The organism is Arthrobacter liuii (assembly GCF_014639275.1).
GTDB lineage: Bacteria > Actinomycetota > Actinomycetes > Actinomycetales > Micrococcaceae > Arthrobacter > Arthrobacter liuii.
In genome coordinates this window covers 1-14,973 of record NZ_BMFW01000034.1, presented here as the reverse complement: position 1 = coordinate 14,973, position 14,973 = coordinate 1, and the positions used below count along the sequence as shown (strand labels likewise).

The 14,973-nt window shown below is 63.3% G+C and carries 17 protein-coding genes and 1 pseudogene; 8 read left to right on the top strand and 10 right to left on the bottom strand.

Annotated elements, in window-relative coordinates:
- The first annotated feature begins 31 nt into the window (after nt 1–31).
- From IEW19_RS23715 to IEW19_RS20115, 5 genes are all read left to right on the top strand, one after another.
- Nucleotides 32–442, top strand: a complete 411-nt coding sequence (locus IEW19_RS23715; RefSeq protein ID WP_229748623.1) for an alcohol dehydrogenase catalytic domain-containing protein — start codon at nt 32–34, stop codon at nt 440–442.
- A 60-nt stretch (nt 443–502) separates the two neighbouring features.
- Complete coding sequence (locus IEW19_RS23710; protein WP_229748622.1) at nt 503–1,180, top strand: zinc-binding dehydrogenase; 678 nt, start codon at nt 503–505, stop codon at nt 1,178–1,180.
- A gap of 59 nt (nt 1,181–1,239) precedes the next feature.
- On the top strand, nt 1,240–2,388 hold the full coding sequence (locus IEW19_RS20125) for a zinc-dependent alcohol dehydrogenase (RefSeq protein ID WP_188573373.1): 1,149 nt from the start codon (nt 1,240–1,242) through the stop codon (nt 2,386–2,388).
- A 14-nt stretch (nt 2,389–2,402) separates the two neighbouring features.
- On the top strand, nt 2,403–2,987 hold the full coding sequence (locus IEW19_RS20120; protein ID WP_188573353.1) for a hypothetical protein: 585 nt from the start codon (nt 2,403–2,405) through the stop codon (nt 2,985–2,987).
- Nucleotides 2,988–3,142: 155 nt separating this feature from the next.
- Nucleotides 3,143–3,511 carry a helicase associated domain-containing protein gene (locus tag IEW19_RS20115; protein WP_229748621.1) on the top strand — a complete coding sequence of 123 codons (369 nt, stop codon included), beginning with the start codon at nt 3,143–3,145 and terminating at the stop codon, nt 3,509–3,511.
- A gap of 103 nt (nt 3,512–3,614) precedes the next feature.
- On the opposite strand, the gene IEW19_RS20110 is transcribed toward IEW19_RS20115, so the two are convergent.
- From IEW19_RS20110 to IEW19_RS20080, 7 genes are all read right to left on the bottom strand, one after another.
- Nucleotides 3,615–3,926: a hypothetical protein gene (locus IEW19_RS20110; protein ID WP_188573352.1), complete on the bottom strand. Its 312-nt coding sequence runs from the start codon at nt 3,924–3,926 to the stop codon at nt 3,615–3,617.
- 235 nt (nt 3,927–4,161) lie between these two features.
- Nucleotides 4,162–4,425, bottom strand: coding sequence for a cyclase (locus tag IEW19_RS20105; protein ID WP_188573351.1), 264 nt, complete (start codon nt 4,423–4,425; stop codon nt 4,162–4,164).
- A 97-nt stretch (nt 4,426–4,522) separates the two neighbouring features.
- Nucleotides 4,523–5,116, bottom strand: a complete 594-nt coding sequence (locus IEW19_RS20100) for an NADPH-dependent FMN reductase (protein ID WP_188573350.1) — start codon at nt 5,114–5,116, stop codon at nt 4,523–4,525.
- Nucleotides 5,117–5,256: 140 nt separating this feature from the next.
- Nucleotides 5,257–5,514 carry a hypothetical protein gene (locus IEW19_RS20095; RefSeq protein WP_188573349.1) on the bottom strand — a complete coding sequence of 86 codons (258 nt, stop codon included), beginning with the start codon at nt 5,512–5,514 and terminating at the stop codon, nt 5,257–5,259.
- Between the two features lie 62 nt (nt 5,515–5,576).
- Nucleotides 5,577–6,221 (bottom strand): DNA/RNA non-specific endonuclease, encoded by a 645-nt coding sequence (locus IEW19_RS20090; protein ID WP_188573348.1) that lies wholly within the window; start codon nt 6,219–6,221, stop codon nt 5,577–5,579.
- Between the two features lie 82 nt (nt 6,222–6,303).
- Nucleotides 6,304–6,582 carry a putative quinol monooxygenase gene (locus IEW19_RS20085; RefSeq protein WP_188573347.1) on the bottom strand — a complete coding sequence of 93 codons (279 nt, stop codon included), beginning with the start codon at nt 6,580–6,582 and terminating at the stop codon, nt 6,304–6,306.
- Between the two features lie 64 nt (nt 6,583–6,646).
- Nucleotides 6,647–7,072 carry a DUF4259 domain-containing protein gene (locus IEW19_RS20080; protein ID WP_229748620.1) on the bottom strand — a complete coding sequence of 142 codons (426 nt, stop codon included), beginning with the start codon at nt 7,070–7,072 and terminating at the stop codon, nt 6,647–6,649.
- A gap of 252 nt (nt 7,073–7,324) precedes the next feature.
- Between IEW19_RS20080 and IEW19_RS20075 the strand changes: the two genes are divergently transcribed.
- Entirely contained in the window at nt 7,325–7,948 is a 624-nt protein-coding gene (locus IEW19_RS20075) for a DUF4386 domain-containing protein (protein ID WP_229748619.1), read from the top strand.
- A gap of 252 nt (nt 7,949–8,200) precedes the next feature.
- Here IEW19_RS20075 and IEW19_RS23705 read toward each other — a convergent pair whose 3' ends face one another.
- Entirely contained in the window at nt 8,201–8,347 is a 147-nt protein-coding gene (locus IEW19_RS23705; RefSeq protein ID WP_229748618.1) for a hypothetical protein, read from the bottom strand.
- A 1,715-nt stretch (nt 8,348–10,062) separates the two neighbouring features.
- Here IEW19_RS23705 and IEW19_RS20065 point away from each other — a divergent pair.
- The gene (locus IEW19_RS20065) at nt 10,063–10,254 is read left to right on the top strand and encodes a hypothetical protein (protein WP_188573344.1); all 192 of its coding nucleotides are present in this window, start codon (nt 10,063–10,065) and stop codon (nt 10,252–10,254) included.
- 8 nt (nt 10,255–10,262) lie between these two features.
- Here the strand turns inward: IEW19_RS20065 and IEW19_RS20060 are convergent, their stop codons facing one another.
- Complete coding sequence (locus IEW19_RS20060) at nt 10,263–11,042, bottom strand: alpha/beta fold hydrolase (protein ID WP_188573343.1); 780 nt, start codon at nt 11,040–11,042, stop codon at nt 10,263–10,265.
- Between the two features lie 276 nt (nt 11,043–11,318).
- Nucleotides 11,319–12,362, bottom strand: a pseudogene (locus IEW19_RS20055) (IS630 family transposase); the annotation flags it as partial.
- Nucleotides 12,363–13,045: 683 nt separating this feature from the next.
- Here IEW19_RS20055 and IEW19_RS20050 point away from each other — a divergent pair.
- On the top strand, nt 13,046–14,722 hold the full coding sequence (locus tag IEW19_RS20050) for an alkaline phosphatase family protein (RefSeq protein WP_229748617.1): 1,677 nt from the start codon (nt 13,046–13,048) through the stop codon (nt 14,720–14,722).
- Nucleotides 14,723–14,973: the final 251 nt, after the last annotated feature.

Sequence of the window (14,973 nt, the reverse complement as noted above, 5' to 3'; positions counted from 1 at the left end):
CCGCGGGGTGGACATTGGAAAAGAGCGAACCATGAAGGCTGTAGTTTACAAAGGACCGAACGACGTCAGTGTCGAGGAGATCCCCGACGCCAAAATTGAGCACCCCGCCGACGTGCTGGTGCGCATCACCTCAGCGAACATATGCGGCTCAGACCTCCACATGTACGAAGGCCGCACCAGCTTTGAACCCGGCCGCTCCTTCGGGCACGAAAACCTTGGCGAGGTGGTGGAGACCGGCCCGGCCGTGAGCAAGGTAAAAGTCGGGGACCGGGTGGTGCTGCCCTTCAACATCGCCTGCGGATTCTGCAAGAACTGCGAACGCGGCTTCACGAACTACTGCCTGACCATGCAACCTGAACCCAAGCTCGCCGGAGCCGCCTACGGCTTCGCGGACATGGGCCCATATCAGGGCGGACAAGCTGAGTACCTGCGCGTGCCGTAAGGGGACTTCAACTGCCTGCGCCTGGGCGAGGACGCGGCGGAGAAAGAACTCGACTATGTCATGCTCGCGGACATCTTCCCCACGGGCTGGCACGCCACCGAGATGGCCGGGGTGTACCCGGGCGACTCAGTGGTGATTTACGGCGCTGGACCCGTCGGGCTGATGGCCGCCTACTCGGCCATCATCAAGGGCGCCGGCAAGGTCATGGTGGTGGACCGACAAAACGACCGACTCAAGCTCGCGGAGGAGATCGGTGCCATCCCTGTTAATGATTCCGAAGTAGACCCGGTCGAGTTCGTCAAGGACCAGACCCTGGGCTTCGGCGCAGACCGGGGCTGTGAATGCGTTGGCTACCAAGCGCACGATCCGGGCGGAACCGAACACCCCAACATGACATTGAACCGGCTTGTGGACTCCGTGCGGTTTGTCGGCGGCCTGGGCGTGGTTGGAGTTTTCCTGCCCCAGGACCCGGGAGGCCCCGACAAACTTGAGCAGCAGGGCCAGGTTGCCTTCGACTATGGAAACTACTGGTTCAAAGGACAGACGATGGGTTCAGGCCAGTGCCCCGTCAAGAAATACAACCGGGCCCTGCGTGACCTCATCGCCGGTGGAAAAGCCAGTCCGTCCTTCCTCGTCAGCCACGAGCTGCCGCTGGACCAGGCACCCGAGGGCTACAAGAACTTCGATAGCCGCGAAGACGGCTGGACAAAAGTCGTCCTCCACCCGGCCGGGACCTGAAAGGCCCAGTGAGGAGAACGTCCGATGTCGAAACCAACAACTCCAGGGACGTGGTACTAGTGCGCGCCATGGTGTATCGAGGCCCTTACAAGATTCGGGTCGAAGAAAAAGACATTCCCAAGATCGAACAACCCAACGACGCGATCGTGCGGGTCAGTAAGGGGGCCATCTCCGGGTCCGACCTGCACCTGTATCACGGCATGATACCGGATACGCGTGTGGGGATGACCTTCGGGCATGAGTTCGTGGGGACCATTCACCAGGTGGGTTCCTCGGTGCAGAACGTGGCAGTGGGTGATCGGGTGATGGTGCCGTTCAACGTCTACTGCGGCTCCTGCTACTTCTGCACCCGCGGCCTGTACTCCGACTGCCATAACGTCAACCCCAACGCGACGGCGGTGGGCGGCATCTACGGTTACTCCCACACCTGCGCAGGGTACGACGGCGGCCAGGCCGAATTCGTGCGCGTCCCCTTCGCGGACGTGGGGCCAAGCAGGATCCCGGACTGGATGGACGAGGAGGACGCGGTGCTGCTAACGGACGCCTGTCCCACCGGCTACTTCGGCGCCCAGCTCGGGGACATTGCCCAAGGCGATACCGTTGTGGTGTTCGGCGCAGGGCCTGTTGGCCTGTTCGCGGCGAAGTCCTCGTGGCTGATGGGCGCCGGACGGGTGATCGTGATTGACCACCTGGAGTACCGGCTGGAGAAGGCCCGCAGTTTTGCGCACGCCGAGACGTTCAACTTTGCCGAGTACGACGACATCGTGGTGCACCTGAAGAAGGAAACCGACTACCTGGGCGCCGACGTCGTTATTGACGCCGTGGGGGCCGAGGCGGACGGCAACTTCCTCCAGCACGTCAGCGCCTCCAAACTCAAACTCCAAGGCGGCTCCCCCATCGCCCTGAACTGGGCCATCGACTCGGTACGCAAAGGCGGCACGGTATCAGTAGTGGGCGCGTACGGGCCCATCTTCAGCGCCGTGAAGTTCGGCGACGCCATGAACAAGGGCCTTACGCTGCGGATGAACCAATGTCCGGTCAAACGGCAGTGGCCTCGCCTCTTCGAGCACATCCAAAACGGGTACCTGAAACCCAGCGACCTCGTCACCCACCGCATTCCGCTGGAGCACATCGCCGAGGGCTACCACATGTTCTCCGCCAAACTGGACAACATCATCAAGCCGCTCGTTGTCGCGGGCCAGTCCTGAAGGGGTAGTGCATCATGACTGAAATAGCCACACCCTATATTGCCAACAAACGTACCCCGATGAGGTCCGCGGAAGACCTGCGGGCACAGATCCCGGGATGGGGAGCCGACCTCGACCCGGCCGACCGGCCCTCCTATCCCCGTGAGCAAGCCGGGATCGAAACCGGAGCGCACTGGGACTTCCCCGAACGCCAACCCGAGAAGTGGCCCCGGGAACGGTCGGTCGAGCACGCATTCCTGCCGCCGGTTTTCGGGACCTCCACTCCTCCTGCAGGGGCCTCCGGCGCCATCCGGAGACACGCCTACAAATACAGTGAAGGCCGGGCGGCGCACTGGCTGCTGCTGATCGCAGCAGACCGGGTAGATGCATGGGAACACCACCTAAAATCCTTCGCCACCCTCCATCCCGACAACCCCATTACCGAAACCGGAGTGGCCGCCGAGTTCCGCCGGGACGGCCTCAGCTCAGGATTTGGGCAAAAACGCGCAGACACGAACCACCAATGGATCGACCCGATCATCGTCAGCACCCGCTGGGTGCTGACGGCCGTAGCGCTCGCAGCCGCCCTCAAAACCCTGGGTAAACACCGCACAACCTGACAAGAACCGCTGCGCCACGGCGGCGGAGGGCCGACGCTGACACCACCCACGTCCGCCTCGATTTCCTGCCGCGGTGACCTACGCGAAGTGGGCACCGCGGCTGGACTCTGTGCCGGGCATGGCCCGGCAGACTTCTCGATCTTGCCGTAGTTCACTTGACGTTCTGGACTTCTACACGGCCGAAGCCCGGCTGGCGGACGTACCCGACGAAACGGGACGCTGACGCAGCCCGGTGGACGCAGCGCCTGACCGAGGTTGCCGCCTACCTGGCCGCCGGCAACGAATGGCCCCGTCACAACAAGACCGACGACCGGGTGGAACGGGTCCTGGGCGTGTGGCTGCATACCCAGCGCGTCGACTACCGGGCCGGAAGGCTCACCGCAGCCAAGGAGGCCCAGCTGAACGAGGTCATCCCCGGCCGGCGGCAGGGACGGCCGCGGCGGGGCGCGAACAGCAGAATCCGCCAGCCCGCTCTGGTCCTCGGTCGCAGCTCTATCCGGGGAGATGCTGCGCTCAGCCCCTAGCAGTACTGCGCAAGCCAGGTCAGTGCTTCCTGCTCGTCCTCGAAATACTGGACGGGGCAACCGGGCCACGCGAGTCCGCGGAGGCTGTGGGCGATGATCCTGTCTACCGGGGAGCGGCCGAGAAGGCGAACGCTGCGACCGTAGATGCCTCGCTGTAGAACGCGACGGCTTCCCTGCTGACCGACTCAACGCTTGTAATCTCAAGGAGAACGGCAACGGGCCTGCCCCTGGTGTGGGCCAGCACTTGGGTACTGGCCCAGGCCCCGTCGGCTTGGTTGATTTGTGCCTGAGGCTGGAGAACCAGTCGCAGGATACCGGGCCCGACCCAGGCGATGGTGACACGCGGGGTCGACTCTTCCACCTGCTGCCCAATGTCCCCAACCCTGTGGGTGTCAGTACATTCCCCAGATGCCATGACGCCTGCATTCAGCCTTGGCAGCCCCGCGATGAAATACAGACGGCTGCGCTCCTCAAGCCCGTCTGCATCAGGCCCTCCGACATGCTATGTGAAAGACCTGGTGAGGTCGAGTATGTGCAGGGCAAGTCCACCACGTTTTCCCTGAGCTCTTGGCTGCGCCGTTGAGACCAGATGCGATAAACGGGTGAGGCCCAGCGGGGCGGGCGCCGGACACCGCCCCGGCTGGCGGTTGTTACTCGAAGAATTCAATCCGTGGTTCGCCCTGGACGCCGCCACGCTGCAACGCCTCGCGAAGGTCGTCTCTGGCGAAGAAGGCCCGGGCCTTGTCCACGCTCTCGAAATGGTGGATGACCAAGACATTGTCCGGGTCATCCACCATCCGGTGCACCGATTCTTCGGTGACGCCGCCTTCCTTTTGCATGTCGGCGACTGAGTCGTAGACCTTCCGCCACGCGTCGTAGTCCGCCACTCGATGCAGGATTAGTGACAAAGCCATGATGCCGCTCCTTTGCGGTGCGTTGCCTCCGAAATCAGAGGGAGCGGAGCCGGACCGACCCGCCCAAGGCTGTGATACTCCCAGCCGCCAGCGGGTGTCAATGGTCCTTTTGGTCCGCGGCGGCGCGGCCGGCGGCGAGGGTCGTGGCCCACCAGGCCAGCCCTTCAGCCAGGGCTGTGAGACGGGCTTCGAGGGGCTCGAAGACGCTGAAGTCTGTTGGGTCGTGGGCCCGGAACGCCGGACGGATGACCTCGGGCAGGATGTGCACAGCCTGACGGATTGGTGCCATGTCGAGTTCGACAGCCACAAGCCTCAGTTGCTCTATCACCCGGGCGCCGCCGACTCCGCCCCAGCCCACGAAGGCGACCGGTTTGCGCTGCCACTCGACGAAGGTGTGGTCGATGGCGTTCTTCAGCACGGCGGGGTAGCCGTGGTTGTACTCCCCAGTCAGGATGACGAACCCGTCGGCCTCGTCAAGCTTCCGACCCAGGCGGGCCATGTCCTCCATCGGGTAATTGCGCCCCGTGACGGAGGGTGGTTTCTGGTCGAAGAACGGCAACGGGTAATCACGAAGGTCCACCAGTTCCACGTCGAGCCCATGCTCGGCAAGCCGCTGCAGCACCCATGGTGCGACCCGCTCGCCGAAACGCCCGGTCCTGGTTGTTCCCATGATGACCTGAATCCTGGTCACGGGATACCTCCTCGCGTTCATAGCACTCACTATAAAAACACCGACACCGGCACCAATATTTCGACGAAAGGTGGGGCGTGGAACGGGCCAGGATTGGGCCTGTGGCGGACCGGCCTGACACCACGCAAAAGCCCAGGCAGTCAGCGAGAAAGCGTGAAGAAGTTGGCCGGGTCGTCCGTGCCCAGCAGGTCGTGGTGGAAGACGATGGCGTCCACCGGCCGGGTATCCAAAAACAGCGCCACGTTGCAAGAGTGAACGACGGTGCAGCGGGTGGGCCCGTCCAGCCGGGAGTGGACGCCGCCGTAGTCAGCCACGGTGTACTCGCCGCAATACCCGGGTTCCCAGCGTGGGCCGACGGTCTTGTAGGCGATGGCCCGTGCCTGTTCGAATGAAATCATCGGGCAGCCAGACTGGTGCGCATACCCTTACGCATGCAGGCAGGTCCGGCAGGTCGGCCAGCTCAGGGGGCCTGGTCCACCACGTACCCGATCGCCGAAAGTTCGCCCTGGTGCAGGAACACGGCGACCTTGAAGTATCGCAGCGGGATCTCCACGCCCCGGTACACGGGATCCACTGCGCTGAAGATCGGGCCGGTGAACACCACGAGCCGGCGGGCGTTGTCGGCGGCATGGTTCTGCAGGTAGGATTCCAGGCCGAGCCACAGCTCCAGGCCCTGGTTGAACTTCGCGGCCTGCGGAGCGGCGTTGGTGCAGCGGAAGGTATCCTCGTTCGCCTGGGCCGCCTCGGTCCGGGTGTCACCCCAGACGGCGGAGGCCCGACGGACCAGGTGCCCCCGGTCGATGTCATTGCGGGCGTAGACCCGCTCCCCCGTCTGCTGGTCCTCGTCCAGCCGGGGTCCTGCCACCAGTTGATTCCCGAGCGGTCCAGGTCCATGAGTTTCCCCGTCGATACCGAGGCCGGTGACGGCGGCCAGGCGCTTATCGAGGTGCATCAGCACCGATAAGTGCGTGTAGGCCAGCAGGACCATCGCCACGTCCGGCAATGCCGGCAGGGGCACTTCCGGGCCGAGGAAGTTCTCGTCGAACCCTTCCCGGTTGGAAAGGTCTTTGGCGGCAAGGATCGGGGCTACCAGCTGTTCGTCCATGGCCGGCCCCCACCAGCAGCAGATGACTACCAGGTGAAGACCCCTGGTGGGACGGAGATGCGCCTGGACTCTCCGGGCGGGGTCAGAGTCCCTCGATCGTGTAGCGGCGTTCAATCCCAGCGGTGGCGTGGCCCCAGTCGCTGGCAGCTACGCGCTCCTGGTGAGCTTTGAAAGCTGCGGCATCACAAAACTGTTCCTGGACCTGCCACACCAGGGGGTCATCGGTAGGAGTCACCTGGAACGAGACACAGCCCGGTTCGGCGCGGGTGAGCTCGGTGTGCCGGCCCAGATGCTGAAAGACAATGGAGACGTCGTTGGTGTCACGGCACACCAGGTGTCCGTTGAGATGAATACCCGTCATGAGGCCATCCTGCCCGCAAAAGTGCCCGCATCCATCCTCGGGATGCACCAGCGGTAGCCCCGGTTCAACGCAGGGCAGCCCGCAACCGCTCGGAGAGGTCGTCGAGCGATTCGCGCCATTCGGGTTCGTCGGCATCGTCCCACAGCTCGGCCAGCTCGGACTCATCCCCCGCCACCCGTTCGACCGCCTCCAAAGCCATCTCCACGTCCTCGGCGGTGAGCTCGGCCCCATGCGCGGTAACCCAGTCGGTGACGTTCTCCGGCAGGTCCCCGAGCGGATTGCCCTGGCTCGCGGCGGCGACCTCGGCCGCGGCGAGGGCCATGGCCCCGTCCGGCGCCTCCACATACCGGTCCCCCGCCTTCGCCAAGGCCTTGCGTACGACGTCCGCCCCTCCGGCTTCGAGTTCCTCCAGCCAGTCCAGCGCGTCATCATTCTCAAACGGCAGGTAGCCCCATGCGCCCATCAATCGCCCCTCTCGGTTTCCGGTCACGTGCTGGCACCAATATGTCAGACCTTGGCGGTGAAGCAAGGCATTCGGCCGCCTATTTGAACGAACAGGCGTATGGAACGAAGGTTACGGCCGCGTGGGCTGCCGGCGGTTAGGCTGTGGCCAGGTGCTTGAGCCATCTGTTGAGACGAAAAGAGATGCCTTGAATTCTGCAAGGCAGACCGCGCTTACCGCGGAGTGCTTTACCTCGCTACGTTTGCCAGCTCCATTCCTGCCGTCTTCCTTCTGGGACCGGTGCTGAGCGATCCGAACTACGTCACCAGCGCCGGCAATGACACCAGCGTGGTCTGGGGCTGCCTGCTCGATTTGGTCAATGCCACAGCCTGCGTGGGCACCGCAGCAGCCCTGTTCCCAGTGGTTAGGCGGCAGAATGAGAGCCTGGCGCTGGGCTTTGTCACCTCGCGCATGTTCGAAGCCGCCGTTATCGCCATCGGCGTCGTCAGCCTCCTGGCAGTCGTGACCCTGAGGCAGGCAGGAACTTCCGGAACAGACCACAGCTCACTGATCACCGCCGCCCGGGCACTCGTGGCTGTGCGGGACTGGACGTTCCTCATCGGACCCTGGATGGTCCCGGCCATCAATGCACTGCTGCTGGGCTACCTGCTGTTCCGCCCCCGGCTCGTACCGCGCTTCATCCCGTTGATGGGCCTCATCGGTGCCCCGCTGCTGCTCATCTCGGCAATAACGACCATGTTCGGCATCAACGACCAGGTTTCCGTACTGTCGGCGGTTGCGACCCTGCCGATCTTCCTTTGGGAGCTGTCATTGGGGCTCTACCTGACCTTCAAGGGATTAAAACCGGCAGCCGTCCTCGGCGGCCCTGATTCAACCCATGCAACTGGCGGGGGACGCATGTGACGACGCTGGATCAGTTTCTGGCGGTAGCCGCATGTGCGGCGCTGCTGGCCGCCCTGTCCGTCTTCCAAGGTGCGCTGATCCGCTGGCGCCCCGCTCGGACAGGCAGGTCGGCATCCTGATGAACGCGGTCTGGGGCAGCACGGCCGAGCCCCCGTCATGACCCGGGACTCGCTGGCCCTTGCAGTCCTCTACCTGATGCTCGGCCTGTAAGGCAAGACATCACCGACCGCTCACCGACCAGCGCTGCGTCCTCTAGCCAGGAAGCGTGAAGAAGCTGACGAGGTCGTCGGCGCTGAGCAGGTCGTGGTGGAAGACAATTGCGTCCAGCGGCCGCGTGTCGACGAACAGGATCGCGACGTCCAGGGAGTGGACGACCGTGTACCGGGTGGGCCCGTCCAACCAGGAGTGGATGCCGTGAACTCCTCAACGTTCAACCCGTCACCGAGCAGGCCCCGCTCCTCAAGCAGGTCATAGACAACATTCCAGGCGAGATCCATCAGCTCGTGGATCGCCGCCTCCACCGTTGGAACCGTCATACCTCGATGGTGCTCCCGGGGTGCGACAGGAGCGGGGACAAAGGCGGCCGTGTCGTGAGGGTCTGTTGCATTGAACGGCGGACTTAAGGACCATGGGAAGCGTGGACATGAAAGGCATAGGCCGCTGGTTTGCCTTTCCCTTGTGCCTGCTGGTGCCCGTGGCCGGATGCTCCTACGACTACCCAGATCCAAGAACCACACCAATAGTCCAAGACGAGCGCCCTGCCATAACTGACCCGTCACTGACCACGGAGTCAGCCACAGAACCCGCTGATCCCCAGGTCCATCAGCGCGAGGTCAGAAACTACCAGGACCTGGACACACTCCTGAACGCCGTGCCGGGACCGGTCATGCTTCTCCGCGAGGGTCCACTGGACGGCCCTGCCAGGGGCTTTGGTGGGAAGGAACAAGTACCGGCGGCGGGCCAGTACACGGTTACTGCTGCTTGCGTCGGTGCTGCCAGCGCCACGATCTTCATCCGGCAGGAGCACCCCACGGTCACACTCTGGCCGGTCGAGCTCACTGTAAACTGCCCAGGAAGCGCGTCTCAGGTCATCACACTTCAACAGGGCTACGTTTCCGTACACCTATCCCTGCCCAGTCCTGGAGACACGCCTTGGACCGGGGCAGTTGGCGGAGTACGGATGACTGGTTGAGGGCTCACGCCTGGCCGCCACCGCTTCACTACCAAAATCCGGGAGTTCAAAGGGCGCCAATCCCGTCGTCTCGTGATGAGATCAAGCTGTCGGTAGCCGGTCGGGATCACTTGGTCCCATAGCACCCGTGCCACAGCCTCCCCAGCGCCTCTACCGCCGGCCATCGTCCCGCCGACCGCCCGGGAACCGTTCCGGGTGCTTGGGGTCCCTGCCCCGCTCCCGCCAGTATTCGTCCAGTGCGACAGACACGACTCCGGCACCCTCGGCAGCAACCTCATCTGCACCTGCCGAGTCGAATATCCAACGAGCGGCCCGCTCGTGCGAAGTAATCGGCAGCCGGCATACGACCATCGGCGACGCCGGCCACACGGTCTTAGCCTGAAGGAGATTTTTTGCGTTCTAAATGCGCTGTCAGTGCCCGACAGCGTGGTCACCCAGATGGATGCGACGCGCGCTTTGGACGGTATGCAAAGGGCCTCGTGGGACAAGATCTCGGCGACCTGGACGTACCACCCAAACACCCGGTTCCGTGTAATCCTGACGGAGTCAAAGTAAGTAGCCGCACGCCACGGTTAGGCATGAATGAAAAGCCCCACGTCCTGGACTCGAACCGTGGGGCTTCCATCAGCTACTTCGCACATTGGGGGGACGTGCGTTCTTGCTTCTGCTAAAAGTAGTAAACCCGATGCCGTTTATCGACCCGACACGCGGAACTGCTGAGGTTGCAGCAAGAAGGCAGCGTCACGCCAATCTCGAAATGTCCAAGCGAGGGCGTCTATCGGTTGACTTAGACCCAGGGCTCCAGTGAAAGGTCCTAGCTTCCGGTTACGGCTTGTCTGCTACGTTACGGGTCCTGAACGTCCTCGAGCCTCTCGCACAATACTTTTCACAAAATGCTTTTTGGTACACGCTTTTTAGACGTGTGCCTTCAGTAAGTGTGCAGCCCGTCATCGACACCCTGGCATCGTTCCTCCGGCCGTTCACGGCAGAGCTGCTCGCGGAGGGCTCCGCCGGCGCCGTCATCGACGCGGGCAACAACAGCTCTGTTCCCCGCCGGTTGCTGGACCGGGCGGTCGGGAAAGCCTCAACGCCAATGGCCCCGCTCCGGCGATGAGCCGCAGCTCAGCCGGTGCTGTCGAGGATCAGGCGCGCCGCTTCCGTTGGTTGGTCCCAGTGCGGGAAGTGACCGCAGTTTTCGAACCAGTGGAGTGTTGCATCCGGGAACAGCTCCTTGGCCCGCGCCGCCTCGCTGGGAGCGGTGACCTTGTCCTTCCGCCCCCATCCAATGACCACTTTGCCTCGGAGTGAACCGGCCGGTGCGCCTTCCTGGCGGGGTCCGTGAATCAGCGCGTTGAGGGCCGGGTCCAGACTGGTCGATGTCTTGAACCCGCGAAGCTCGTGTAGGACCAGATCCTGCGGCAACTTCCAGGGGTGGGCGGAGAACTGAGCCAACAGGGCCGTGCGACCCACGGGGTTGCCCGTGAGGAAGGGGAGCGCCGGTTGGATGCGGCGCACCAGTGCGACGGATGCTTTGACGCTTGCACCAAAGATCGCTGCCTGACGGTCATTCCAGAAGCCACCGGGGTCCAGTGCGATCGTGGTGCCGGCGTGCCCTCGCCGCGCCATTTCCAGTGCCATCCGGGCGCCCATTGAACTGCCTACCACATCAATGTCACCCAGTTCCTCGTCGCGGATAAAGGCTTCGACGGCATCGGTCAGCGTGGCAATGGTGGTTTCGCCGGGCAGCGGCGCGGATTCGCCGCAACCGGGGAGGTCGACGGCGATGACATCGCGTTCATCAGCCAGCGCCGGGATTACCGGATTCCAGTTACCAATACTGGAACCGAGTCCATGGATCAGGAGGAGTGGCTTACCGGAGCCTTGCCGGGTTGAGTGCAGCATGACTTCACTCTAGGGGGCGGCGCAGCGTATCTGGTCAAAAGTCATCTTGCGAAAGGCCCGACGGCACAGCGATATGCGGTTGCTGCGGCGAGACGGCCGCCCTTACGACTACTCGGTTAGCCTGGCGTTATGGTCTGCCTGCGCCATCCGAAATAGCCCCTGGAGCGCTAGTCGTATGCGAGACATTTGCGGCCGACGAGTTCCCTGACGCGGTCCCCACGTAGTGTGTCTCCGTTTTGTTTGATGGCTTCGAGGGCGACGCGGCCGCGGGCTACTTTTTTTGAGGATTGAGTCTGCGGTCGCGGTCCAGATCAGGGGTTTGGGTTCGGTGTTGTGGGCTGCGAGGTACTCCTCGATCTTGTTGATGAGGTCCGGCACGGAATGGAATGCCCCGCGGCGCAGGGCCTTCTCTGTCAGCTCCCGGAACCAGCGCTCGACCAGGTTCAGCCACGAAGACGAAGTCGGGGTGAAATGCAGCTGGAAGCGGGGATTCTTCGCCAGCCATGCCGTCACGTCCGGGTGCTTGTGGGTCGTATAGTTATCCAGGATCAAGTGGACGTCGAGGCCGGGCGGGACTTCCTTGTTGATGTTCTTGAGGAACACCAGGAATTCCTCGTGACGGTGCTTGGGCAGGCACGAGCCGATGACCTTTCCGGTCGCCACGTCCAGGGCGGCGAACAATGTGGTCGTGCCGTGGCGTTTGTAGTCATGGGTCATGGTTTCCGCCCGGCCCTTCGTCATCGGCAGGGACGGCTGGGTCCGGTCCAGAGCCTGGATGGAGGATTTCTCATCCATGCACAGCACGATCGCCTTCTCCGGCGGGTTCAGATACAGGCCGACGACGTCGATGAGTTTTTCCTCAAAACGCGAATCGTTGGAGAGCTTGAACGTATCGACCCGATGCGGTTTCAGGCCCCGGGCCGCCCAGATCCGCTGCACCTGCGCCGGCGACACCCCGACCTTCGCGGCCATGGTCCGCACCGACCAGTGCGTCTGGCCCTCGGGCCTGGAATTTCGCGTCAGATCAACGATCTCGTCGATCGTGGACTGGGGAATGACCGGCTTGCGGCCCCGCCCGGCCCGCACTTCGCCCAGATGGGCCAGACCCTCTGCCTCGAACCGGGCCCGCCAGGCCCGCACCGTCCCCGGACTCGTCCTGGCGACCTTCGCGATCGATTCGTTGGCCAACCCCTCCGCGGCCATCAACAAGACCTTCGCCCGCTGCACCTCACGATGGGACGCCGTCCGCGACTTCGACAACACCTCCAACGCAGCCCGTTGACCATCAGAAACCACCAAAGCGGGAGCCGGATTCGTCATACCCCGGTCGTACGGACCCTGGTGGACAGCCACTGCAGCCTCGCTGCCGGGCGTTTCGGTCACGTACACCTCACCCGCCGTTTCAAAGGCACCCGTGCCCTCAACGCCGAAGTCCCAGAGGATGGGCGAATCCGGCGCGTTCGAGTGCTGGTAAACGAAGATGTTGAGGCCGTCCGACCACAGACCCGGCTGAGTGCGGAGGAAGCTCCAGACCTTGCCCACTGCCGGCCCCCCACGCCGAACCAACCTCACCCGCCGTGACCGCGCACCGGGCTGCGGCCAGCTTGCGGGGAAAAACCATGTGCACGTCGACGGAGACGGTCATGAAAGGATTGTAGACCCAGGATGCCAACCACTGCGCCGCGCCCTGGTATCACCGACCAGGTGATTCATCAGATGAGATACGCAGAGAACAGCCGACGAATTCCGGGATTGGGAATCAGAAGTGCTGATCCAGCGCACGCCACTTAGCGTTCCATGATCTCCACCTGGCATCCGGAATGTGCAAAGCGATAGCCGCAGCCTGTGAGTTGCCGGAAAGTTTCGCGACGCGGTGTTGAACCTGGGGTGAACCTTTCATCGGATGGCCCGAAAACAGAGGAACTAGGGACCCTCCGTCGGCAAGAATCCTCGAGGGGAGAGCAAGGCATTCGTGTTTTTCACTTTGGCGAAGGGTTATTTTGATGAAGTCAGCAAGGAAGAACGGGGTCGCCGCAGCTGCGGTTCTCGGTGCGCTCATGATGACCGGTTCTGCGGTGGTGCCGGCTCTGGCCGACGATGGCCAGCACCGCAGTGACGGCCAGGAGGGCCGGGGCGAAACGTCCAAGCATGTTTTGTTGCTCTCGGTGGACGGCCTACATCAGAAGGACCTGGACCGATACGTTGCGGCGCATCCGGAATCGGCGCTGGCCACGCTGGTGAGCCACGGCACCAGCTACACGCATGCCCAGACCCCGGTGCCCTCCGATTCCTTCCCCGGCATGGTCGGACAACTCACCGGCGGAAACCCCGGAACAACCGGAATCTACTACGACGACACCTACAACCGGGCCCTCCTGCCCGCTGGGACCACCGACTGCAAGAACACCGCACCCGGCACCGAGGTGGCGCTGACCGAGGCCGCAGACAAAAACCCGGACGCACTCGACGCCGGGCAAGGCCTCTCGGGCTTGCCCGCGAGCATCATGAACATGACCCGCCGGCCAGGATCTCTGCTCAATCCGGCAGCCCTGCCCGTAGACCCCTCCACATGCAAACCCGTCTACCCGCACCAGTACCTGAAGGTCAACACGGTCTTCGAAGTCGCCAAAAGCGCTGGTATGACGACAGCGTGGTCAGATAAGCACCCCGCGTACGAAATCCTGAATGGACCCTCCGGCAAGGGAGTCGATGATCTCTTCACGCCCGAGATCAACAGCAAGGCCCCCGCACCGTTCACCGGCGACTGGACGCAGGACAATGCCGCCACCCAGCAGTACGACGGCTACAAAGTCCAGGCAGTCCTCAACGAAATCGGCGGCAAAGACCACTCCGGGACACAGGCCGGGAGCGTCCCTGCGATCTTCGGGATGAACTTCCAGTCCGTCTCCACGGCCCAGAAGCTCCCGACGTCGGACGGCCTCACGGGCGGCTACCTCCCGGGCGGCACCGTTCCCGGACCCCTGCTGACCAAGGCCCTCGATTACGTCGACACCGCCGTCGGGAAGATGCAGTCCGCACTGTCGGCCTCCGGTCAGGCTGAGGACACAACCATCATCCTCTCGGCGAAACACGGACAGTCCCCCACCGACCCAAACCAACTCACCAGGGTTCCGGACGGCACCATCATCGACGGACTCAATGCCGCTTGGAAGGCCGCCCACACGGGGTCTGCGGACCTGGTGGCTTTCTCCACTGATGACGACATCATGCAGCTCTGGCTTTCCGACCACTCCCAGGCAGCCGCGCAGTTTGCCAAGGACTACCTGACATCCCACTCGGCCGCCGGGAACGACATCAACAGTGCCCCCAAGACCGTGCCGACTTCGGGACTGAGCACCGTCTACGCAGGCAGCGAAGTCGCCAACTACTTCGGCACGAACGCCAGCGACGCCCGCTACCCCGACATCCTCGGCATCGCACAAACCGGCGTCGTCTACACCGGCGGTAAATCAAAAATCGCCGAACACGGCGGCGCCTCCGCCGATGACCGGGACGTACCCCTCGTCATCTCCGGTGCCAACGACGAGCGTGCCCGCACCGTGACCAGCACGGTTGAAACCACACAGATCGCGCCGACAATCCTCAAGACCCTCGGCCTGGACCCGAACAAACTCCAGGCAGTGCAGATCGAGGGAACCAAAGCCCTTCCCCAACGCTGATCCACCCCCGGCTACGACACTGGAGGGCTTTCGCGGGATCCACCCTGTGGAAGCCCTCCGCCGTTTTAGGCAGCCTTGACTATCTGCCTCCCCACTGGCCGGGCCCCTCATATTCGATGCCGTTGGGACTGTAAGAAAAACGGTGTGTGATGGTCCGGCCTGATCCGAAAGGAGACGGCCGTGTCAGAGTCCACGACCGCAGTAACAGGGGTGATGATCGATCCTGTGACGGGAGAGATCATCGATCAGAC

Bases quoted from the DNA above. Each gene is read 5' to 3' on its own strand.
- IEW19_RS23710 (WP_229748622.1), top strand. From the start codon at position 503: ATGCTCGCGGACATCTTCCCCACGGGCTGGCACGCCACCGAGATGGCC.
- IEW19_RS20050 (WP_229748617.1), top strand. From the start codon at position 13,046: ATGAAGTCAGCAAGGAAGAACGGGGTCGCCGCAGCTGCGGTTCTCGGT.
- IEW19_RS20090 (WP_188573348.1), bottom strand. From the start codon at position 6,221: ATGGACGAACAGCTGGTAGCCCCGATCCTTGCCGCCAAAGACCTTTCC.
- IEW19_RS20095 (WP_188573349.1), bottom strand. From the start codon at position 5,514: ATGATTTCATTCGAACAGGCACGGGCCATCGCCTACAAGACCGTCGGC.
- IEW19_RS20085 (WP_188573347.1), bottom strand. From the start codon at position 6,582: ATGACGGGTATTCATCTCAACGGACACCTGGTGTGCCGTGACACCAAC.
- IEW19_RS23715 (WP_229748623.1), top strand. From the start codon at position 32: ATGAAGGCTGTAGTTTACAAAGGACCGAACGACGTCAGTGTCGAGGAG.
- IEW19_RS20120 (WP_188573353.1), top strand. From the start codon at position 2,403: ATGACTGAAATAGCCACACCCTATATTGCCAACAAACGTACCCCGATG.
- IEW19_RS20110 (WP_188573352.1), bottom strand. From the start codon at position 3,926: ATGGCATCTGGGGAATGTACTGACACCCACAGGGTTGGGGACATTGGG.
- IEW19_RS20105 (WP_188573351.1), bottom strand. From the start codon at position 4,425: ATGGCTTTGTCACTAATCCTGCATCGAGTGGCGGACTACGACGCGTGG.
- IEW19_RS20060 (WP_188573343.1), bottom strand. From the start codon at position 11,042: ATGCTGCACTCAACCCGGCAAGGCTCCGGTAAGCCACTCCTCCTGATC.